Raw genomic sequence first — 22,819 nt, 5'->3', positions numbered from 1 at the left:
CATCTCAGGCATGCCACGCCGCCGCGATCGCATTCTGTACACCTGCGTCGTTCGGAGCAACTTGCAGAGCAGGACTGGTCGCATCGAAACCAGGGGTACTGGCTGAAAACGTCGCCATAGCCTGCACCAGCTGTGAAACCTGATTATCGATTTTCAGACCCCCGGCAGTGATTTCTTGAAGCTGGCTTTCTCCATCTGAACACCAGTCTTTAATCGTCACACTGGTGCTGGAACCGAGAAGGTCAATTTCTAGGTCATTGCCCGATTGGACAAACCAAAGGTTCTCATTAGTAATTCCGTCGGTGAAATCTAATTCACTATTCGATCCCGGTGCGTCGTTGGCTATAACAGTCGCGTGACCTGTACTCGCGGACGCGACGAACGTGTCCGCTCCTGAACCGGCGATGTAGGTATTGTCTCCACGGTTCATCATCAGCGTATCGGAGCCGGAGCCGGCGATAACCACATCGTTGCTGCCACTCGCACTCAAGGTATTGGTACCTGCATTACCAATCAAGGTATCACCGATCCCAGATACCGTTGCGATGTTGATTCCAACCAGCGTGTCGGCCACGCTAGAACCGACGATCGCGGCTAGACCTTCCGCTAAGTTGACGGTCGCATTATCGACCGCATATGCGGCGATCGTACCAACGCCGTTGCTGCCGTCCAGCGTGCTTCCGAGTGCGTTGCCTATCAGAGTATCGCCAAACCCGAGCGAGACAAGCGAACCAGCGCCACCGCCCGCGATCAGAGTATTCCCGAAGCCGTTCGATAGCAGAAACTCGCCTCCGCTCGCTCCAACTACGATGTCATCGGAACCATAAACCGCAACACTTGAAATTCCGATCAAAGCGTCGCCCGTAGTCGAGCCGTCGACCGTCGCGGACTGGCTAGCGAGATCGACCGTCACGCCGTCCAGCGTATATGCGACGGTCGTTTGTCCGGCTCCCGCTTGCAGCGTGTTTCCGTTGCAGTCGCTAAATAGCGTTGCCGCTTCCGCCCCGCCAATTAGCGTGTCATTAGCACCACCCGCAAAGGCCGTCGTGATTCCGAGCAATATATCCGAGACACCTGAACCGTTGACGGCTGCGGTACCGGACGAAAGATCGACTGTCACGTTATTGATTGCATACTCCGCAACCGCACCAAAGCCACCACGTCCATCTAGCGTGCTTCCAAGTGCGTTGCCGACTAAAACGTCCCCATATCCACTCGACGACAACGTATCAATCGCGCCACCCGCGACAAGCGTGTTGCCTTGTCCACTTGAGGACAAGGTCTCCGGACCGCTACCACCGAGAAGCGTATCGCCAATTCCGCTCGACGTTAGCAATGGCGTTCCTGCTCCCGCGACTAGAGTGTTAAACGATCCTGTTGACGACAACGATACCGCATCCATGCCTCCGATGATCGTATCACCGCTCCCCGATGCCACAATGTTGCTGATTCCAATCAGTACATCGCTCGTGTTCGATCCATCGTTAGCGGCGGCTGTCAGATCGACCATGACGTTATCCAGCTTGTAGACAACAGTTGCCCTCCCGGCGCCTGCAATGAGAGTATTGGCAGCGCCATTGCTGTAGAACGTCGTAGCATTCGTTCCGCCGATCAGGGCGTCATGGCCACCCAACAGCAAGACGGAATTTATTCCAACGAGCGTGTCCGACACAGCCGAACCAGCGACTGTCGCGCGTCCCGTCGTGAGATCGACCGTAACGTTGTTCACCGCGTACGCGGCAACCACGTCAACGCCGCTGGAGCCGTCGAGCGTGCTTCCAAGACCGTTACCGAGCAGCGTGTCTCCGGTCCCGACCGATGATAGCGTATCGACGCCACTCCCAGCGATCAATGTGTTTCCCGTTCCACTCGACCAAATCGTATCCGAACCGCTTCCTCCTAACAGCACATCGCTGGTACCGCTGGAAAACAGAACATCTGTTCCGCTCCCGGCAACCAGAATGTTTTGTGCACCGCTAGAAGATAGAATGTTGTCACCGCCCCCCGCAATCAAGGTGTCACCGTTGCCCGAGGTTGAAAGCGTATCGGCGCCATCTCCGCCTATCAGAGAATTATTGAATCCACTAGACGACAGCACACTCGCACTACTTCCAGCGACAATCGTATCGTGCGCACCCAAGACCACGACATTGGCAATTTCGGTCAACGTGTCGACTATTGCAGAGCCGTTGACGCCAGCTCTACCCGTCTGAAGATCAACCTTGACGTTGTCGATTGCATAGACGGCGACGACACCGCTACCGCCAGTCCCGTTCAGGGTGCTTCCGAGACCGTTCCCCACAAGAGAATCGCCAATGCCAGTTGAGGTCAGCAGATCCGCCGCACCGCCTGCAATCAGCGTATTGCCACCCCCCTGCGAAGCGAGGGACTGCGTGCCACTGCCGGCTACCAGGATGTCCCTGTACCCGCTGGACGACAGAGTGCTAGAACCACTCCCTCCTACCAAGGAGTTGAACGATCCAGTTGAGATTAGAGTATCAGCGCTGGTTCCAGCCAGCAGGGTACCGTATGAGCCTGCAAGTGCAACGGCAGTAAGCCCAATCAACGTATCGCTCGCGCTGCTGAGCGGGCTGGAGGCCACACCGAGGCCGAGGTCGACGGTGACTTCATCAAAGCTGTAGAGCGCCACAGTTCCTGTCGCAGATTGCGCCGCTCGAAGAGTGCTTCCGGCAAGATTTCCGACCAGAGTGTCATGGCTACCGGCAGCAGTCATCTTGACGGCGGCCATCCCACCCGTGATCAAATCATCGGCGCCGAAAACCTCGACATTCCTGATCCCGACCAGTGTGTCCTGGACCGACGCCCCGACTATGCCGGCTGTTCCGGCTCTAAGATCGACCGAGACGTTATCGGCTGCGTAGATGACGAGGTCTGATGCATTTCCGGTGGTCAGGGTATCGCCACTTCCGTCGCCAATTAGCGTGTCATTGACACCCGTAACCGTAGCCGCCCTGACACCGACTAACGTGTCCGACGAACTTGCACCACCAACCGATACAGTTCCTTCAGTCAGGTCCACCGTGACACCATCGAGCTCATAAAGCGCCGTGACATCACTCGCTTGCGCGATAAGCGTGTTGCCGGCGGCATTGCTGATGAGGGTTGAGCCTGACGAGCCGATCAAGGTGTCGTTGCTGCCGAATGCTCCGACTGTATTGATCGCAACCAGAAGATCGCCAACGCCTGCACCGTTGCGCTTCGCCGTTTGCGCAGACAGATCAATGGTTATGTCGTTCGCGGAATAGGCAGCGACCGCACCCTGATGATTGCTATTCTGCGAATAGCTACCCAGCAACGTGCTGCCAAGCAGGTTCCCAACCAGAACATCGCCCGTTCCGGTCGACAGCAGTGTATCTATTCCGGTGCCGGCAACTAGCGTATTTGATGAACCGCTGGAATATAGCAGGTTGTCCCCACTGCCTCCTAACAGAGTTCCGTTCGATCCAGCAAGGATACCGGCCTTGATGCCGATCAGCGTGTCCCTCGCCACGGATCCATTCAAGGAGGCGGTTCCAGCTCCAAGGTCGACTGTCACGTGATCGCCAGCATATGACGCCACAGTTTGACCCGCACCGCCAACCAACGTGTTTCCTGCAGCGCTGCTACAAAGCGTCGAACCGTTGCTGCCGTCGTATAGCGTATCGTTAGTTCCGAGCGCCGCAATCGTCGTGAACCCCAGAAGTGTATCGCTGACGCCAGACCCGCTAACGGTCGCAGTGCCCGCAGCCACGTCAATGGCCACGTTATCCAACAAGTAGGCCGCGACAGCCGAGCGACCAGCACTAGCATCCAGAGTACTTCCTGCACCGTTACCGAATAACGTATCGTTGGAGCCCCGCGTCGAGAGCGAATTGACTCCTGCTCCGGCGATGAGGGTATTTTTTGCCCCTAGGGAGATCAGAGTATTTCCGCTGGCCGCACCTATCAGTGTATCGAAAGACCCTCCAGTCTCCAGAAGGTTAGCGCCAGTTCCTGCGACGAGCGTGTTCCGGGTTGTCCAGGAGAAAAGAGTGTCAGCGCCGTCTCCACCGATCAGGACATCGGCTATCCCGATGGCAGAAAGCGTGTCAGGTCCGACGCCAGCGCGGGCCGTACTATGATTGCCGGAAAGGACCACATTTGTGATGCCTATCAGCGTATCGACGCCATTGGTCGCAGCAGCAGTCCCGGACGCAAGATCGACGGTCACACCGTCCATGGCGTAGAGAGCGACGGTCGAACCGTCGGATCCCAAGAGAGTGTTTGAATGCCCGTTACTGATCAGCGTCGTCGCACCCGTTCCACCAGCCAAAACGTCTGCGCTGCCGAGAGCCGACAATGTCGTAGTGGTCGCTCCACCGAGCAGCGTATCGCCGTTACCATATGCAGAAACAGCGGAAACACCGATAAGTGTATCTCCGCTTACCGAGCCGCCGATGATAGCCGTTCCAGCCTGAAGGTTAACCGTGACCTGGTCACGAATGTATCCAACTGTCGTCAAAGACCCGCTGCTCGTATCGAGGCGGCTCCCGCCCCCATTGCCAATAAGGGTATCGGCGTATCCCGCCGCGATCAGCGTCTCATGCTCGCCACCAGCAATCAGCGTATCGTAGGCGCCAAGCGCGTCGGCTATCGAGATCCCGACGAGAATATCTGTTCCTGAACCGCCGACTTGGGCTAGTCCAGCGGCCAAATCAACGACGACGTTTGCAAGATTGTACGCTGCAACAGTCGTTACGCCGCCACTACCATCCAACGTACTGCCCGCTCCGTTACCGAAGAGCGTGTCGTTCGTCCCAGCCGACACAAGCGTATCGGCTCCGAGCCCGGCCAAAAGGCTATTGAAGGATCCAACCGACTGCAGAGTCTGAATTCCGGTCCCGCCAATCAAAGTGTCGTTGCTGCCAACGGCCACGGCCGCATTGATGGAGACTAGCGTATCACTAGTGTTTGACGAGAGAAGCGTCGCCACGTCCGTGACGCTGGTTGCGCTGAGAGAGACCACTTCACCTGAAGCATTGGCTACAGCGGAGCTACCTCCAGCTGCCTCCACAAAGAGACTTGCCGCCCCGATCGGCGAACTCTGGTACTGTCGCAAGTCGATCTGCGGCGAGGAGGCAACTGAAAAGAACGCTGGTTGAATCGCCTGATAGTCGGAGCTGGGCCAAGGGTACGAGGTCATAAAGGGCCCGTCGCCAGAAATGGTGACGCCAAGGTCACCATTGACGAAACCAATCAAGTTCGCCGAATCGTAACCTGCCTGGGTACCAACGTAGATTTCGTTTTGAAGCTGTGGTGCATACGCGTCGAATGATGGGTAGTAGTTGAGCCCGCCGTTTCGATAGCCGTAGAGCGTATACCCATTGGCGACATCCCCAGCGCTCTGTGGCTGGTAGTTATAGGTATATATTGGAGCGTAACTTGCACCGCCACCCAACACGCCGCCAACATTCAAATGGCCGTTCTTCAACGGGCTGATGATTATCGTAACCGCACTGCCGGGATCAGCACTGATACCCTCCTTTGTCGACACAGCCGACGCAAGTGCGTTAACATCCAAATTCTCGACACTCTGCAGTGTCGCATTCGGATCATCCACCATAAAGACGTAGTTATGTCCCCTGAAGTTGTATGTATCATTGCCGCCATTGGCCCATATGACAGTGACTGCATTTGGATTTTTTTCTGCGTCGATATTGAACGTGGTATCGACTCCGTCGCTGATCATGATGCTGTTGGCTGAACCAGCAACAAGTGTGTTAGAGCCACCTCCCGAGCCATGGTTAGCAACGAGTACACGTGTCCGTGATGAATTTGTTGCTGACTGATCAATCGTATCGCCAGCGCCAACTGCCACCACCATGCCGTCAAAGCTCGACGGAGAATAGTTCTGATTGTCGCCGACCACGAGCAGAGCTTTGTCTCCCGGGGCCGGCTGTGTTCGCATATATCGCCCGGCCGACAGGGAGGTTCCGTTTAGGTTGAGCGTGTCATTGGCATTCGGATTGATAATGATGGTAGCGGATTCTCCGAGAGCTCCCGGAGCAAACCCGGTCAGAGTCGCGAAGAAATTTGAGAAGGCACCTGGGCTGGACGCGTACTGCTGGACGCTTTGGAGGCTTGGGCCAGAAATGTTCACAAGGTAGACAAGATTGTTGCCAACGAAATTGTAGGTATCGAGACCAATGCTATCGCCCCAGATGATATTGTAGCCTTGCGGAAACCGATTCGCGTCAACAGAGAACGTTGCCTCGTTGTCATCTCCGATCAAGACATTAGAGCCGATACCCGCATAGAGCATATCATGCCCAGTTCGTTGCGCCGTAGGTGCTGTCGGATCAAACGCTCCGCCGACTAGCGTGCCAACTTGACCTCCATTGGCTACAACGTTCGCGATAAGGGTGTCATTGCCGCCTCCGCCATAGAGGACATCGTGCCCCTGGCCGGCAGTCAGGGTATCGTTGCCATCCAGACCTATCATAAGATTGTTGGTCGGCCTGCCGACAGGACCACCTAACGCCTGCGAAAGCTGCCGCGCGGTCAGAACACCATCAACACCAGCTCTTCCCACCTCGACATAATCAACTACTTGATTAAGTGTCAGCTCCTGTTGCAATCGCTGGATCAGGGGCTGCATTGCAGCCTGCAGCGGCACCCCGGCTCTTTGCCCAGTTATAGGGCGATCTAGGCCGTTGGCCTTTATGTAGTCGTAGTTCACCGGATCATACACAACTCCAGCGATTTTCTCGATGTCCACCAGACTGGCATTGTCTCCGGCAACGCCAAATTCCGCGGCCTCGATCGCTCGACGATACTGATTCGGAGCATTCAATGTGTAGTATTCAAGGAAAAGCCAAGCCTGAGCTCGTGCTATAGCTGGATCTGCATTTGACAAAGCGGCTGGTAGTGTTGGTCCGTGCGTTGGATTACGAAAGAGTCCTACATACAGTGCATCCAGGAGAGCAACCCGCTCCTTTGACTGAGCAATGTCGCCACCAGCCTTATTCGTTAGGACTCTAGTGAGAGTTGCCTCAAACCCCGAAAATCCTCCAAAACCATCAAGAGTGTCATCCAGAAGAGTTGTGGCTTGACTCTGGGTGAGGGTAAGGCTTTGCACCGCAGTTATCTGAGCCGCCGTGCCGAACGTACCCTGAACCATCTGCATAAAATCGACGGTGGTGAAGAGACCGCTCTTCCACTGTCTGATTATGTCTAAGCCCGCCACTTGGTCGGCAGTCAAGGCCTGCTGCCCGCCGAGCGCGTGTGTCAGATAGGTGCTAATCTCATTGAAGTTATGCTGAGTGAGATCGTAGCCATACCCGATTGTCGGCAACGGCCGCAAAGCCGTGCCTCCGCCGTTGTGAATACCGGCGTTCGTTCCGCGATTGAACAGTGGTGGGTTTTCTTGTCGGGCAATAAATTGGTCACGTTCGGCCACATACTGCTGCCCTGACAGCACGTGCAATTTATCGATCGGCATGACTGAGTCCTATTTGCTGCGAAAATGACATACTGTGCGAACTTGGTCTTCGGAAGCCAGTCGCAGCACGAAAAGATCGACGACTCCTTCGAGGGTCCTCTGTACCGCCGTACCCGCCTGAATCGCGTCCACGACTAAGAGATAGAGATCGCCTCTCACGGACACGACGTTGAAGAGATTTGAGCCGGCTGGCGCCTCACCGAACTTCAGTAATATGTCCGGCCCATCGTCCATGCTCTTCAGCACCTTGGCGTCTAACTGAGCCTCACTCGCGCCAGCGAGCGGCACTTCATCCACCGCAAGCGGACGATCTGACGGCAAGGATAGTCGCAATGCGGAAGAGAGCCACAACCTGCTGATCTCTAACCTCGCCCCCACCTCGGGGACAAATTTCGTAAACCCTCTTCTGATCATGCTCAACGTCCGAGACCCCAAGTGAACCTGCGCGAAGTCCAAAGAAGTCAGATCGTCGCCCCCTCCATCGGGTTGTTGGACCAACTTTCGCTCCCACGGAATCTGAATGTCAGATGAGAGGAGGAGATCTGCTTCCACGCTTGCGCGCGGGTTGGTGTCGAGCGTCTCGTCTTTGATGCGGTATTCTTTGTTTAGCGAGGCCAAAATCGACTCGCATGCAGGGGTATCATGAGCCGAAACAACTGAGTAGAAGTCTGGCGGACGATCGTTGGCCGAATAGGCTTCAATTAGCTTCGTGCCACCCTGCGCGGCGACGCTACCATTCCCAAGCATCGTCCAAGCAACTGCCAACATCGCCGCCGTCCCGATCACGGCTGGTCGCTTCACACAATGGCGGCTTGTGGCGTGATCGATGGTCCGCATTTGGAGGCGGGTCCTGGTGACCCAATGAACTCCAACCGCTCTTGCAGAGAATTTATTTGGGATTTTCAACATCATCTCTCCCTCAAACTTTCCTGCCGATATCGCAACAGCGGCGACATCACGTATTCGATGATCCGCCGCGTGCCGGTCTTGATCTCCACCGTCACCGCCATGCCGGGCGCCAGCGCGACCATCTTGTCCTCGACCTGCATCTGCTTCTCATCGAGCGACACCCGCGCCGAGTAGATGAACTCCTGGCCCGCGGGCTCGCTGGTCTCCGACGGCGCCCCGGCCGTCTTGCCACCATTCTGTTTGTCCGCGGGTTTCTCGCGGACGATGGAATCCTGCGAGACGCTGAGCACCTTGCCGTGGACGAGGCCGTAGCGGGTGAAGTTGAAGGTGTCGATCTTGATCTCGGCTGATTGCCCGACATTGACGAAGCCGATGTCGCGATTGGAGATCATGGCTTCGGCCTCGAGCTGGCTGTCGGCGGGCACGATGAGCATCAGCTGTTGCGCCGGCGTGACGACGCCGCCGACGGTGTGCAGCGCGAGCTGCTGCACGGTGCCGTCGATCGGCGCGCGCAGCACCTGCTCGGCGATCTTGCGTTCGGCCTTGACGAGGTCCTGCGTCAGCTCCTCGGCCTTCTTCTCGGCGTCGGTGAGATCGGCCAGCACCTGGCGCTCGAAGCCGGAGCGGGTCTGCGCGAGCTGTTGCTCTAGCGCCAGCCGCGCGGCCTCGATCTCGACGAGGCGCCGCGTCTGCACGATGCGCTCGCTCTGCTGGTCGATCAGCCGTGACTGCGCGTCGATGAAGGCGATCTGGTTGCCGTACTGGATCTCCTTGGCGTTGCGGCGGATGTCGGCGGTCTCTTGCAGGAACGGCAGCGTCGCGTCGATCTTGGCGATCGCGGCCTCGATCGACTGCGCCTCGGCGCGCTTCTGCGCGATCTGCTGCAGATTGGAGGCGAGCTTCGACTGCTGCTCGGCGGCCTGGGCCTGCAGCGCGGCCCGGGTGCGCGCCACATCGGTCGGCGACGCGCCCTCGGGCACCGCGAGCGGCCGCAGCTCGGCAAGATCAGCAAAGCTGGCGCGAAGCACGCTGAGCCTGGCAACATCGAGCTTCGCCTGCATCAGGCCCTGGGCGACGCGGCGGCGTTCGGCTGCGGTCACCGTGTGGTCGAGCTCGACCAGCAGGTCGCCGTTACGAACCTTGTCGCCGTCCTGGACGTGGATGGCGGCGACCACGCCAGCCTCCAGCGGCTGGATCGTCTTTGTCCGCCCGGTCGGCACGATCTTGCCTTGCGCCGCGGCGATGATGTCGACGTGACCGACGATCGACCAGCCGATTACGATGACGAAGAACAGCATGATGGTGCCGGCGATCGCGCGCCCCGCGCGCGAGGCCGGCGTCTCCACGATCTCCAATGCCGCCGGCAGGAACTCGCGCGCATCGTTGCGGCGACCGCGTCGCGCGTCGAGCGAGATCGGCGCGTTGTCCTGGCGCTTGGCCTCAGCCGACGACATGGAGCCCCGCCTGGATCTGGTGCAGCGACGCATAGCGCCCGGCCCGCTTGATCAGTTCGTCATGGGTGCCGTCCTCGACGAGGCGGCCATTCTCGATGGTGAGGATGCGGTCGGCATTGCGCACCGCTGACAGCCGGTGCGCGATGATGAACACGGTGCGCCCGGCGCAGATCTTGCGCATGTTGCGCTGGATGATGTTCTCGCTCTCATAGTCGAGCGCCGAGGTCGCCTCGTCGAAGATCAGAATGCGCGGATTGGTGACCAGCGCGCGCGCGATCGCGATGCGCTGGCGCTGGCCGCCGGACAGGCTGGCGCCGCGCTCGCCGACCATGGTGTCATAGCCGTCCGGCAGGCCGAGGATGAACTCATGGGCGCCGGCGAGCTCGGCAGCCTGAATCACCCGCTCCATCGCCATGCCGGGATCGGCAAGCGCGATGTTGTCGCGGATCGAGCGGTTGAACAGCACGTTCTCCTGCAGCACCGCGCCGATCTGCCGCCGCAGCCAGGTGACGTCGGCCACCGTGAGATCGACGCCGTCGATCAGGATGCGGCCGCCCTCCGGCACATAGAGCCGCTGGATCAGTTTTGTAAGTGTCGACTTCCCCGACCCCGACGGCCCGACGATGCCGACCACCTGCCCCACCGGCACCTTCAGGCTGACATCGTGCAGCGCCAGCGGCCCGTCGACGCGGTAGCGGAAATGGACGTGATCGAACACGACCTCGCCGCGCACCGGCGGCAGCGCGGCACGGCCGGGATTGAAGGCCGGCTCCGGCGTGGTGTTGAGGATGTCGCCGAGCCGCGCCACCGACAGCCGCGCCTGATGAAAATCCTGCCACAGCTGCGCCAGCCGCAGCACCGGCTGCGCGACGCGCCCCGCGAGCATGTTGAAGGCGATGAGCTCGCCGACCGTGAGGCTGCCCTCGATCACCAGATGCGCCCCGAAATACAATGTCAGCGCGGTGACGATCTTGCTGATGAACTGCACCGACTGGCTGGCCCAATTGCCGAGCGACAGCACGTCGAAGCTGGCGCCGACGTAACCGGCGAGCTGTTCCTCCCAGCGCCGCTGCATCTGCGGCTCGATCGCCATCGCCTTCAGGGTCTGGATCGCGGTGACGGTCTCGACCAGGAAGGCCTGATTCTCGGCGCCGCGGTCGAACTTGACGTCGAGCCGCTTCTTGAAGATGGGCGTCACGCCAGCTGACAGCGCAATGTAGAACGGGAACGAGCCGACCACGATCCAGGAGAGGAACGGCGAGTAGTAAAACATCACCCCGAGGAAGACGAAGGTGAAGGCGAGATCGATCACCAGCGTGAGCGCCGAGCTAGTGATGAAGTTCCGGATGTTCTCGAGCTCGCGTACACGCGCCACAGAATCGCCGGCGCGCCGCGCCTCGAAATAGGCGATCGGCAACGCGATCAGATGCCGGAACAGGCGTGCGCCGAGCTCGACATCGATGCGGTTGGTGGTGTGGGAGAAGACGTAGGTGCGCAAGCCGCCGAGCACGGTCTCGAAGATGGTGACGGTGACGAGACCGAACACCAGCACGTCCAGCGTGGTGTAGCCGCGATGCGTCAGCACCTTGTCGGTGACGACCTGGAAGAACAGCGGCGTCACCAGCCCGAACAGCTGCAGGAAGAACGACGCCAGCAGCACCTCGCCGAGCAGCCGGCGATATTTGTGCATCGCCTGCAGGAACCAGGTGATGTCGAAGCGCCGCGCGAGATCCGTGAGCGAGGCACGGCGCGCCATCAGCACCACCGTGCCGGTCCAGTTGGCTTCGAACTCGGCGCGCTTGAGGCTCTGCGGCCGGTTCACCTGCGGATCCTGGATCAGCGCTGCATCGGCGGCGACCTGACCGAGGATGACGAACGTGCCATCAGCCCGCGCGGCGATGGCCGGCAGCGGCAGCTTGGCGAGGCCATGCCATGTCTGCCTGACCGCGCGCGCCTTCAGCTTCAACTGCTTGGCGCAGCGAAGCATCGCAGTCACATCGACCGGCTCGCCCGCAAGCTGGTGGGCAATCTGCGCCGGATCGACGGCGACCTGATGGAACCGCAGCAGCAATGTCAGGCAGTCGAGCCCCGTGTTCTTTCGCGCTGCGTGCATTATCCACAAAACTACTTATAGTTGTGCGGCAATATGATGCATATTGAGCTATTGACTGACAACGTCCAGCCTCGGGCTCTTTTCCGTAATTTTACGGATGTTTCAATTCAGCAACAATTTTGCGTGCCTGTGATTGCAACAGAGCACGGAAATATCCGAACGCGCGCACCAGCAGTCGGGCCTCAGCTTTCGAGGCCGCCCGTTCGATCAATGATAAAATGGTCCGCACGGTGTCACCAATCGTGACGAACGTGATGAAAGGCAATCTCGACAACGGGCTCTGCAGTGCACGTCGTCCGCTGTTCTTGTCTCATGCCCCTGCCTGACAGCGATGAGGCAATCTCAGCTTGGTGCGGTTTACCGAAAGCGGACCAAATTAATGCGAGTAACTGAAGAGCCACGTTCACGCCGAATACGACTTGATACGCGATGACCGGATAGTGGCCGTCATGCTGAGCCCATTGGGCAAGCAAAAGCCCTGTCCCGTATTGAGCGAGGAAACCCCACCCGAAATGCACGACGTTCAAAACGCCGTTGGCTCGCCCAGCCATCTCCTTCGGAAAATAGTCGGCGATGATCGCGAAGCTCAGCACAGTCGCGGAGCCAACGATCGCGATCATCATCCAGGGACCAATCGACGGCAGAGGTAGTCGGAACACCAGCATCAGTTGGGCCAAGATGAAGAGGACTGCTACGCATGCAAGCAATGTCTCCGGCCTGATGCCCTTCCGGCGCGTCCAACTCGCGACCATGCCAAGCAGCCAGGCCCCGAGACTCAACACGACCGCCGTCGCACAGAGCGCCGTCACCACCTCCGACCGCGTCATGCCCTCCACGTCCTTCAGCCAGGCAGGCGCCCAGAGACCCTGCATCGACCACGCAGATCCGATGCAAGCGCCCGATAGCGGCGCGATCTTCCAGAACCGCCTGTCGGTCAGAATATCTCGTAGACCACCTGTAGCTGTTGCTGACGGACCTTCGGGGCTGCGCTCCGGCACCAGGAAGAAGATCAGGATTGCCGTGCCCGCTGTGGTCACGGCCAGGATATCGAACAGGTCCCGCCATCCAGTCTTGCCCAGTACCGCTTCCGCCGGCAGCGTGGCGGCCACGGCGCCGAGCGCACCGAGCATGACCATGTGTCCGTTTACAAGCGCTACACGCTCACGCGGAAACCAGAGAACGATCGCCTTCAGACCTGCCGTGAGAGCCGCCGCGACCCCCAACCCGATCACGGCGCGGGACATCAGCAGCGACAGTGGTCCGGTCGACCGCGCGAAAGCGGCTGCGCCTAACGCTGCGACCAGAAGCAACGTGCTCTGAACCCGCCGGGGACCGTAGCGATCGAGCATCACTCCGACCGGAATTTGGGCAGCCGCAAGCACCAGGAAGTAGACCGCGGTGACCAGACCGAGGTCGGCCGCATTAAGCCCAAGCTCGGAGGCGAGGCGCTCGGAGACCACGCCATTGATCGTCCGGAACAGGTACGACAGGAAATAGCCCGCCGCGAACGGCATGAACACCAGAGCCACAATAGCCCAGCCGGGGATTGCGGCACCACCGAGCTTGGCGTCAACGCCCCTCCTGCCGAACATGTAGTCCGGCTCAGACTCCCGGGCTCCTCTTCCGTACGACTGCTCAGCGCAATCCCGGCGCAAGGCGAAAGGGGTCCTCGCCGCCCTCCCCGGCGGCAGGCACACCCCAGGACACCTCGGCGATCGGCGCGGTGGTCCGAGCGTAGCTTGCGCGACTGGTCGGAGCCCCGAACGGCAAGTCCTCGTCTTCCTGCTGGAAGGAATGACCAACCGTTACAGGCTGGCGAACCTCGACCTCACCGAGCCGGGTATGACGTGCATCGCCAACACGATCCGCCGAAACCTGGGCAGGTCCGTCGCGCGCCGGCGACGTCAATGCCAGGTGATAGCGGGCGTGAAGCGCGACCGTGTCATTGAGCGCTCTCAGATCGCGCTGAATTTCCTCGAGCTGCTGTTCGAGGCCGGCAACTCGGTCCTGCGGCGGCGCTCCGCCATCCATCGGCTCAGCGAGGAAGCGATCCAGCGCCTTCTCCACGAGGATCGCGCGGTTCACACATCGCTCGCTGGCGGCGCCTTTGAGACGTTCGAGAACGTCGTCGGAGAGCTGCAGAGTGATCTTTTTCTTCATCGTTCGGACCCCGTTTGGTCCGTCGATAGGTCGTCGCTCGCCTCTTCGCACGAACGAGCTTTGAACGCTCGCAGTTCTGCGTAGGAAAAGAAACTCTAGCGTAGATCTGCCTCTCCAAGCCCACCTAACACAGCTCGGCCGAACGAACGGTCAATCAGATCCTTCAGCTATGTCGAGCAAAGAACTGGTCAGAGTGATCAGCGGGGATCCGGATTCCACCATTGCTGACCCGTAGGGAACCCGACCGCGCTATGCTGCCCGCCTAGCCATGAGGTTCTCGACGGTCTTCTTCTGATCGCCAGTCAGCTTCCAGAGGATCACGGCTGATTGACCGTTCGTCCGCGCAACGGCCCCTGTGAGATGGGCACCGATTCCGTCGATCGCGAGATCAAGCTGCCGATCGATGGGCGGAAACGCGGCATCTACCTGCTCGACCATGGCGCCGCCGAGCGAGAGGTCGCGGACCATGACATTGATATTTCTGCCATCGGCAGTAATCACGCCTGGCCTGCCAATATCTGCACGGGTTGAGCGCCTCCTGTCGACGTCGCCCGTCGACGTGCGGATGACCCGAACGAGCGTTTCACGCAGTTCGTCGACCTTCTTGGCGATGTCGAGTGATCCATCCCTTATGGTTGAGGCACGACGCCCAGTCTCCGTTGCCTCTTGCGAGACCGAGGCGATTTGTGTGGCCACCTCACGTGCGGCGTGTGACGTTTCCTCGACGGTGCGTGAGATTTCCAGGGTCACGCCATTCTGTGCTTGAATTGCGCTGGCGATCGTCGAAGAGACAGCTTCGACGCTACGAATGACTTCACCAATTGCCCCGATCGACGCCACCGACGCCTGGGTCGAGTTCTGGATTTCGCTGATCTGCTGCGCAATCTCGCTCGTTGCGCGTGCGGTCTGCTCAGCGAGTGACTTGACCTCGGAGGCAACAACCGCAAAACCACGCCCTGCGTCTCCAGCGCGAGCGGCCTCAATTGTTGCGTTCAGAGCGAGTAGATTGGTCTGACCTGCGATCTCGTTGATCAAGCTGGTGACCGCCCCGACCTTGCTCGCCGCCTCTGAGAGTTTCGCCACGGTCGATTGAGCCTCTGCAGACGCCGATACGGCGCGGGCCGTCAATTCCCGCGATGAATTGACCTGAGCGGAGATTTCCGAGATTGACGCCGCCAGCTGAGCCGATGCCCGCGCAACGGTTTGGGTGTTCGCAAGCGCCTGCTCGGCGGCGGCAGCGACACTGCTGCTATTCTTGCCGAGCGTCAGCGCGCTTTCGGTCATCGATGATGCATTGCTCGCCATCTCGTCAGTTCCACCGGCGACCTCGCCAACGGCCTTGTTGGTTTCGCGTTCAACCGTCTCGGCCATGTCTCGCAAGGCATTTGCCTTCATCCGATCCATGGATTGAAGCCGCTCGCTTTCCTCGCGGGCCATCTCGCTCGCTCTCTCGATTGACTTGAGCTTGAACTGCTCGATCGATCGAGCCATGTCTCCAAGTTCATCGCGCCGGGCAACCCCTGGCAATTCGATCTCGAAATCGCCGTTCCCCAGACGGTTGAGGGCCGCGGTCATGCTCGCCAGCGCTTTCGAAGTCCGACGGGCGATCATCAGCGTGATGCTACCGATGAGGACGATCACCGCCAAGGCGGTCCAGATGACTTCGCGAACGCTTTCCCAGAGCTGCGCCTGCATATCATCGATGTAGACCCCGGTGCCGATGACCCACCCCCAGGGCTCAAAACCGGCCACATAGGATAGCTTCGGTTGCGGCGTATCCTTACCAGGCTTCGGCCATTGGTAGTCGACCACGCCGGCGCCTCGCTTCATCACCGTCTCTGCAAACTCCACGAACAGACGCTTGCCGGTCGGATCCTTATTTTCGCTGAGGTCCTGACCATTGAGCTCTGGCTTGAGCGGATGCATGATCATGCGCGGCGCCAGATCATTGATCCAGAAATAATCACCATTGCCATATCGCAGCTTTGCGAGACGCGCAGCTGCGAGCTTTTGGGCGTCAGCGGCGCTCGTCTTCTCACGCTCAGACTTCTCGTACTCCTCACGGACGATGCTGAGCGCATTCTGGACTAGGTGTTCCAGCTCATTCTGCCGCTGTAGCCGAAGTGAGGTCGAGAGATTGACCGCTTGAAAGATCGCGAGGCCTATAAGGCCACAGAAACTCAAACCAATAATCGCGTAGATTCGAACGGACAGGCTGATCCGCATACGCGCACCACAGAGTTGGGGGGGAGTGATATGACGGCGCCGGTGCAGTCATCCTGATCAACTTGATGCGAATAACTTGCACAAACATTAAATAAGACAACTGTTGAATTACGGGCATCATCTTTTCGTCCACCGTTCCCACGCAGCATCAGCCCCGACCCAAAGAATGTTTTCCGCAGTCATCTGGATGATCAGACACCAGTCTCCTCCGGCGACTTCCTGACGAAATCTTCCGGTATCTCCCGCAAAAAGCTCTGCCCCTTCTGCAAACGCCGGCCGAGTGCCTCCACGAAGCCTTCGAAGCGCTCACGGCCCTTGAGCTGCGCCGCGGACTGCGCCTCGTTCGGCAGCGGCGGCGTCACGGTCAGCCAGAACCGGACGAACAGTGCGAGCGTCTCGGCGAGGATGCCGACATCGCGCTCGAGGCGCTGCATCTACCGCGAAAGACGGTCGAGCCTGCGGGTGTACGCCGCCTCGCGCCGGTCAGCCCCGTCGGGCGACAGGAACGACAGCACAGCTGCCTCCACGATCGCCGAGCGCGACAGCTTCTTGCGATCGGCGAGCTCCGTGATCTGCTTCAGAAGCTCGGGCGGGAAGTAGACATTCATGCGATCGCGCATTGGATTTTCCCTTAGATACCGAGATCGTCGCCAGGATCGAGCGCCGCCTGCCGCGCGACCCGCACCATGGTCGGATCATGTCCACCGCTAGAAAGCGCGACCTGGTCATCGTCATCGAGCACTACCGAGAACTCGTCGACCGGATCCAAGACGGTAGTTTCACTCACGATCGCGACGTGCTCCGGCAACTCCGGCTCCCGGCGCAATCCACCATTGGCCTGATCCTCGCCGACGGCAGATCTCTCCTCGGACTTGGACAGCGCCGGCGCGATCGGCGCCAGAGCCGACCAGTCGTCACCCCGCCGCAACGTCCGGGATCCGGCAATGTCCGGCGGCGGCAGGATGCGCGAGACCAGCCGCTGGTCCTCGAAGTAGCGGACCTTCCTCGCCCGGATCGGCGGAGCGCCGGCGACCATCACGATCTCATCCGCGGGCGGCAGCTGCATCACCTCTCCCGGCGTCAGAAGCGCCCGTGGAGTTTCCTGGCGCGAGACCATGAGGTGGCCGAGCCACGGCGCCAGGCGATGACCGGCATAGTTCTTCATCGCCCGCATTTCGGTGGCGGTGCCGAGCGCATCCGAAACTCGCTTTGCCGTCCGCTCGTCGTTGGTAGCGAAGCTGACGCGGACGTGGCAATTGTCCAGGATCGCGTTGTTCGGCCCATAGGCCTTCTCGATCTGATTGAGCGACTGCGCGATCAGGAAGCTCTTGATCCCATAGCCCGCCATGAACGCCAGCGCAGACTCGAAGAAGTCGAGCCGCCCGAGCGCTGGAAACTCATCCAGCATCATCAGCACGCGATGGCGGCGCTCCCGCGCCTGCAGATCCTCCGTCAGCCTGCGACCGATCTGGTTCAACACCAGACGAATGAGCGGCTTGGTGCGGGAGATGTCCGATGGCGGGACCACCAGATACAGCGTGGCCGGATCTTCGCCAGCGATCAGGTCCGCGATACGCCAGTCGCTGCGGCCGGTGACCTCGGCCACCACAGGATCGCGGTAGAGTCCAAGGAACGACATCGCGGTCGACAGCACGCCTGATCGCTCGTTCTCGGATTTGTTCAGGAGTTCGCGCGCGGTCGACGCGATGACGGGATGAGGTCCCGCCTCGCCCAGATGGGGCGTCGCCATCATGGCCATCAGCGTCGCCTCGATCGGACGCTTCGGATCGGACAGGAAGGCTGCAACGCCAGCCAATGTCTTGTCGGGCTCGGCGTAGAGCACATGGAGGATGGCTCCGACCAGGAGCGAGTGGCTGGTCTTTTCCCAATGGTTGCGCTTGTCGAGCGAACCTTCCGGATCGACCAGCACGTCGGCGACGTTCTGGACGTCGCGCACCTCGAAGGCGCCGCGCCGGACCTCGAGCAGCGGATTGTAGGCCGAGGCATTCGGGTTGGTCGGGCCAAACAGCAGGACACGGCCATGCCGCGCGCGGAAGCCGGCCGTGAGCTGCCAGTTCTCGCCCTTGATGTCGTGCACGATGGCCGATCCTGACCACGTCAGCAGCGAGGGCACCACGAGTCCCACACCCTTGCCGGAGCGCGTCGGCGCAAAGCACAGCACATGCTCCGGTCCGTCATGACGCAGATAGCGCGGCCCCAGCCGTCCCAGCACGACCCCGTCCTCACCGAGGAGCCCCGCTGTCTCCACCTCCCCTGGCTCGGCCCAGCGCGCCGAGCCGTAGGTCGCAACGATCCGCGCCTCCCGCGCCCGCCACAGCGACATGCCGATCGCGGCAGCAACTGCCATGAGGCTGCCGAGAGCGGCGATGGCAGCGCCCTCGGTGAACACACCGGGGGCGTAAGCGTCATAGACGAACCACCACCAGAAGAACGCCGACGGCCAATAGACCGGCCATCCAGCAAGGATGAACCAGGGCGGTCCCAATCGCGGCTGGAACGCGAGCCGCCACGCCGTCCATTCGGTCGCGCCCCAGATCGCGACGAGAACGATCAACGCGACGGCAAGGACTTGGCCCCACAGGATCCTGGTCGCAGGCATGTATTCCTCCCGATTGGGCTAGAGACCGAGGTCGCGCTTGCGACCGAGCTGCCACTCGATGCCGCCAGCCTTGGCGAGGCCCGTGACGGACTTGCCGAGCCGATGATCGATCTCGCGCGACCACGGCACGAGGTAGAAGCCGAGACCATTGTCGATCATGGCAAATCGCCCGGAGGCGAGCACGAGCCGCTGGCGGTAGGTCCCGGCGATCGGCGCACCGGCCGCGACCGACAGATGCGGGACCTTGAGCTCGGCCGACAATTTGGCGCCGACAGTGTCGAGCTCCCGCTGCCGCAACGTCTTCAAGAGATCCCGTTGAACGACGATCCGCTGACCTTGTCGCCGGGCCAGACCTTGGTCTGCGAGATGCTCGGCCCTGGCCCGGAGCGCGTCCCTCGTCTCGGCCCCGAAGCCACCAAGGGCCAGCGGCATGGGCTCCCGCTCGACCAGCCGATGATCGAGCCAGGTCGCCCCCTCGGCCGTGACCTGGTCGGCCAGGCTGAGATCGGATCGCGTCGCCAGCACCAAAGTGGGCCGTCCCTCATCCGGTCCACCGAAGCGGCGGACCTCAACAATGCCTCCGACCGCCGGCGCCTGCGCAAAGGCTTCAATCCCACGAAAGCGGACATGGTGCGCCCGGCCATCCACGCCATCGATCACGGCATAGGCTTCACCCGTGAGCTCGTCATGCAGCCCACGGTCGACCAGCCGGCCCACGATCGGCGATCGGTCATCAAAGCCGTCAATCGCGTAATCCGCCACAGCGCGCTCCTCGCCGCGGACAGCGAACGCCCGATGCATGGTCTTGATGATGTCCCCGCGCGTGCTCAGCTCCCGGAGCTTCCGCTCGGCCCCGAGTTCGACCAGCCACTCGTTCGGGCCGGCCGCAGTCGCGAGCCCCAGGCGCTCGAGATATTGCAGACGTCCGCGCATCAGTCCGACGACTTGCCGATCCGGAAGACCGGGCACGACTTGACGGAGATCGATGGCACCGACCTCGTCGGCCACCATCCGTATCTCGCGATCGAGCCGCGTCCAGCGATCGGCTGTGATCTCCTTCTCCAGCGCGTTGCGGATCTCGTGCTCCGGCTTCGGCCCGAGCTCGAGCGCAACCAGTTCCTCGGCGCGAGAGCGTAGGCCGCGGCTGATATAGTCCCGGGAGATGACGAGATCCGCGCCCGTCTCGTCAACGCCGCGGACGAGCACATGGATGTGCGGGTTATCCGTGTTCCAATGATCGACCGCGACCCACTCCAGCCGGGTCGAGAGATCGGCCTCCATCTGCCGCATCAGGTCGCGGGTGAAGGCCCTGAGGTCCACCATGTCAGCCGCGTCCTCGGGCGAGACGATGAACCGGAAATGATGCCGGTCGCCCCTGCCCCGCGCCGAGAATGCAGCCTCGTCCGCTTGATCGCCTCTCGCATCGAACATTCGTGCCGGCTCACCACTGCGGGTGACCCCGTCCCGCTTGAGGTAGGCCAGATGCGTCGCCAGCGGCGCTGACCTAAACGCACGGCCCATGTGCCTTGCGATGCGCGCCTTGACCGTGACGCGGCGCGCCGGGGCGAGCAGGCGCTCACGACTGAAGCTGAGCCGGCCCCGGCCGAAAGTCGAATGAGCCCGCACCGCATGGCGTCCATTGATCACCGACAAGGGAGCGACATGGCCTGAGGCATTGGCGGCGCGCAGCACGCGGTTGATGAAGCTCTTCGCCTTCGTGCTACGCCCCTGACGAATGCGCCCTGGGCGGATGCGGAACTCGCGCTCGCTCGTGCTCATGCGCGCTGCCTCGCGGCTAAGACTTCGGCTACGGTGCCGAAAACAACATTGATCTCGCTACTGAAAACACAGAGCGTGGCACGCGCTCCGACCGACCGGCACGGTTGAACGCAAGCCATGTCAATGGCTTGCCGTTCAACCGGCGAGCCGTTTTTATCTTGCCCTGAAACGTCGACCGCTTCCGCCCGGCTTCCTTGGCCCCTATTAGTTCGCAGGTTCGCGCTTTTTGTCGTAGTCCCGGATAGTCCGTAGAAGCAACAGCGGCCATGAAACAAGTCGCGAACGTTCGTTGCCACCGATATGTGAAGCGACCAGCCGTTTCGTTGGCACACCGTGACGTTGGAAGCCCATAGATCCGTCAGCTGTCGCGAATCGGGGATATCGCGGCGCTGCTCAACATTGCGCGGACGGTTGACGGGAGAACGACGTCCAACCGTGCAGAAAACATGCAGAAATCGGCGCAAACGAAGAGCCGGAACGAGAAGGCTACCCCGTAGAAACGGTGCTGTCCCAGCGTCACCCGCGAGACCGCCGTACCGCGCCACTCGGTCATCTCCATCGTGCGGGGAACGACCAACTTTGCAGGCGGACCCGGCGCCAAACGCGCACGCGAGATGCACTGCGGCAGCGCTCCGAGTTCTCGATCGCCTGATCAACTCGTCGAGCGACAGCCGGCATATAGGCGCATCAACTCCGTCGGATACGATGCCGGAACGGGCGATAGCAGGATTGCTAACACTGGTGCTAGCACCGCTGCTAGGAGCCCGCGCACCGTGGTGCCAATGCTCCAGATCAGGCAGTTCCTCTGCAAGCCGAGCGCAGACCGAGTGCATCATCATGGCTCCCTGGTCCACACGGGAACTGCACGTCCGATGACGTCCGACGTTGCGGTCAGACCAAAATATCGGCCGTCCAACGAGCTATCGGACTGCCAGTTCATGAGAAAGACCTGGCCATCGCTAATGATCAGGCAGCCGTGCCAATCCGGCAGCGGACGGCCACGGCTGTCGCTCTCTCGCGCGACGCCGACCTCGACATCGTCGACGATGATTACATGTTCGCGGCGGCAGACGGTCTGGCCGGGAAGAGCGAGAATTCGCTTCAACATCGGCACGCCTTTCGGCAGGTATCCGCCATCAGCGAGCCATTCCGCCAGCGCGCCTTGCGGCAGCACCACGACGAGTTCGGTGACGTACCATTGGCGAACCGGCTGCACCGCATAGAGCCCGATGGGAACGCTCTCGGAGACGTTCCAGATGAACAGCGGACGCGATCGCAACTGCCCGGCACCTGCCATCAGCGATACACCGGCAAACACGGCGATGACGATCGGGAGCCGCCTCGTCATGGCATCACGCTCCGGCGGTGGAGCCAGGCGCGATGCCGCAGCGGCGTGTACGGACGCGGCGGCTCGTTGCTCGCCAGGCGGTTCTGAACGTGCCGCCAATGATCTGGTGCAGCGTCAGCCGGATCGATGCCGAGCGCCTCGATCGCGTCGATATGCTGCAGCACCCGCTCGACCTTCGGCCAGCCGAAAGCCTGCAGCAGAATGGCGGCCCCAGGACCGACGAATGGGACGGTCGCGCATGCCTCGCCAACCTGCACGGCCTGCAGAATGTCGATCCGCGACAGCACCGTGCCGTAGTCATTCGACGACCAGCGGACGAACGCAAAGACGCTGCCAGGTGTGAACGAGACAACCCGGCGATAGTGATCGAGCCGTAGCTCCTGCACGGTCCGCCCGAAACGGATGCGGTTCTCGATCTTCCCCTGCAGCCACAGCAATTGGACGCACGTCAGCTGGCTCATCGGCTCATCCTTTTCGATGGGATCTGGATGGCGGTGAGCGCCCGGCACGTGCCCGCAAGGCTGGCCTCGGAGGTCACCGAGGGCCGCCGGCGCCAGGCTCTTGAGCGCCCACAGGCGGGCCGCGGACGGGGTCCGTTAGACAAAATCCGAAGGATTTTGCAGTTAGGTAAGTTAGAGGGCCGAAAAGACACGCCGCGGCAATGGCTTAAGACCGATTTCGGTCCCTGATAGCACGAGGATCCGGTCCCCGATGGCACGAGTCTTCCGGT

Annotated in this window: 11 protein-coding genes and 1 pseudogene; all 12 read right to left on the bottom strand. The window is 60.8% G+C overall.

Annotation, left to right across the window (positions count from 1 at the left end):
* Nucleotides 1-4: 4 nt before the first annotated feature.
* Complete coding sequence (locus QQL87_RS09990) at nucleotides 5-7,480, bottom strand: calcium-binding protein (RefSeq protein WP_284417342.1); 7,476 nt, start codon at nucleotides 7,478-7,480, stop codon at nucleotides 5-7.
* A gap of 9 nt (nucleotides 7,481-7,489) precedes the next feature.
* On the bottom strand, nucleotides 7,490-8,317 hold the full coding sequence (locus QQL87_RS09985; protein ID WP_284417340.1) for a hypothetical protein: 828 nt from the start codon (nucleotides 8,315-8,317) through the stop codon (nucleotides 7,490-7,492).
* A 71-nt stretch (nucleotides 8,318-8,388) separates the two neighbouring features.
* Complete coding sequence (locus QQL87_RS09980) at nucleotides 8,389-9,843, bottom strand: HlyD family type I secretion periplasmic adaptor subunit (protein WP_284417339.1); 1,455 nt, start codon at nucleotides 9,841-9,843, stop codon at nucleotides 8,389-8,391.
* Complete coding sequence (locus QQL87_RS09975; RefSeq protein WP_284417338.1) at nucleotides 9,830-11,956, bottom strand: type I secretion system permease/ATPase; 2,127 nt, start codon at nucleotides 11,954-11,956, stop codon at nucleotides 9,830-9,832. Before QQL87_RS09975 ends, QQL87_RS09980 begins: the two co-directional genes overlap by 14 nt.
* 233 nt (nucleotides 11,957-12,189) lie before the next feature.
* On the bottom strand, nucleotides 12,190-13,548 hold the full coding sequence (locus tag QQL87_RS09970; RefSeq protein WP_284417337.1) for an MFS transporter: 1,359 nt from the start codon (nucleotides 13,546-13,548) through the stop codon (nucleotides 12,190-12,192).
* A 43-nt stretch (nucleotides 13,549-13,591) separates the two neighbouring features.
* Nucleotides 13,592-14,116 (bottom strand): ribbon-helix-helix domain-containing protein, encoded by a 525-nt coding sequence (locus QQL87_RS09965; RefSeq protein ID WP_284417336.1) that lies wholly within the window; start codon nucleotides 14,114-14,116, stop codon nucleotides 13,592-13,594.
* Between the two features lie 249 nt (nucleotides 14,117-14,365).
* Nucleotides 14,366-16,342: a cache domain-containing protein gene (locus QQL87_RS09960; protein ID WP_284417335.1), complete on the bottom strand. Its 1,977-nt coding sequence runs from the start codon at nucleotides 16,340-16,342 to the stop codon at nucleotides 14,366-14,368.
* Between the two features lie 191 nt (nucleotides 16,343-16,533).
* Nucleotides 16,534-16,962: pseudogene (locus QQL87_RS09955) on the bottom strand (ribbon-helix-helix domain-containing protein).
* 11 nt (nucleotides 16,963-16,973) lie between these two features.
* A complete protein-coding gene (locus QQL87_RS09950) occupies nucleotides 16,974-18,962 on the bottom strand; it encodes a conjugal transfer protein TraG (protein WP_284417334.1) in 1,989 nt (662 codons plus the stop codon).
* 18 nt (nucleotides 18,963-18,980) lie between these two features.
* Entirely contained in the window at nucleotides 18,981-20,741 is a 1,761-nt protein-coding gene (locus QQL87_RS09945; RefSeq protein WP_284417333.1) for a relaxase/mobilization nuclease domain-containing protein, read from the bottom strand.
* Nucleotides 20,742-21,576: 835 nt separating this feature from the next.
* Nucleotides 21,577-22,089, bottom strand: coding sequence for a S26 family signal peptidase (locus QQL87_RS09940; RefSeq protein ID WP_284417332.1), 513 nt, complete (start codon nucleotides 22,087-22,089; stop codon nucleotides 21,577-21,579).
* On the bottom strand, nucleotides 22,086-22,550 hold the full coding sequence (locus QQL87_RS09935) for a DUF2840 domain-containing protein (protein WP_284417331.1): 465 nt from the start codon (nucleotides 22,548-22,550) through the stop codon (nucleotides 22,086-22,088). Before QQL87_RS09935 ends, QQL87_RS09940 begins: the two co-directional genes overlap by 4 nt.
* Nucleotides 22,551-22,819 lie beyond the last annotated feature (269 nt).

It is taken from the genome of Bradyrhizobium sp. SSBR45G, from assembly GCF_030159255.1.
Taxonomy (GTDB): Bacteria; Pseudomonadota; Alphaproteobacteria; order Rhizobiales; family Xanthobacteraceae; genus Bradyrhizobium.
This window is presented reverse-complemented; position numbering and strand designations above follow the sequence as displayed.

Bases quoted from the DNA above. Each gene is read 5' to 3' on its own strand.
- QQL87_RS09990 (WP_284417342.1), bottom strand. From the start codon at position 7,480: ATGCCGATCGATAAATTGCACGTGCTGTCAGGGCAGCAGTATGTGGCC.
- QQL87_RS09985 (WP_284417340.1), bottom strand. From the start codon at position 8,317: ATGCGGACCATCGATCACGCCACAAGCCGCCATTGTGTGAAGCGACCA.
- QQL87_RS09980 (WP_284417339.1), bottom strand. From the start codon at position 9,843: ATGTCGTCGGCTGAGGCCAAGCGCCAGGACAACGCGCCGATCTCGCTC.
- QQL87_RS09975 (WP_284417338.1), bottom strand. From the start codon at position 11,956: ATGCACGCAGCGCGAAAGAACACGGGGCTCGACTGCCTGACATTGCTG.
- QQL87_RS09970 (WP_284417337.1), bottom strand. From the start codon at position 13,548: ATGTTCGGCAGGAGGGGCGTTGACGCCAAGCTCGGTGGTGCCGCAATC.
- QQL87_RS09965 (WP_284417336.1), bottom strand. From the start codon at position 14,116: ATGAAGAAAAAGATCACTCTGCAGCTCTCCGACGACGTTCTCGAACGT.
- QQL87_RS09960 (WP_284417335.1), bottom strand. From the start codon at position 16,342: ATGCGGATCAGCCTGTCCGTTCGAATCTACGCGATTATTGGTTTGAGT.
- QQL87_RS09950 (WP_284417334.1), bottom strand. From the start codon at position 18,962: ATGCCTGCGACCAGGATCCTGTGGGGCCAAGTCCTTGCCGTCGCGTTG.
- QQL87_RS09945 (WP_284417333.1), bottom strand. From the start codon at position 20,741: ATGAGCACGAGCGAGCGCGAGTTCCGCATCCGCCCAGGGCGCATTCGT.
- QQL87_RS09940 (WP_284417332.1), bottom strand. From the start codon at position 22,089: ATGACGAGGCGGCTCCCGATCGTCATCGCCGTGTTTGCCGGTGTATCG.
- QQL87_RS09935 (WP_284417331.1), bottom strand. From the start codon at position 22,550: ATGAGCCAGCTGACGTGCGTCCAATTGCTGTGGCTGCAGGGGAAGATC.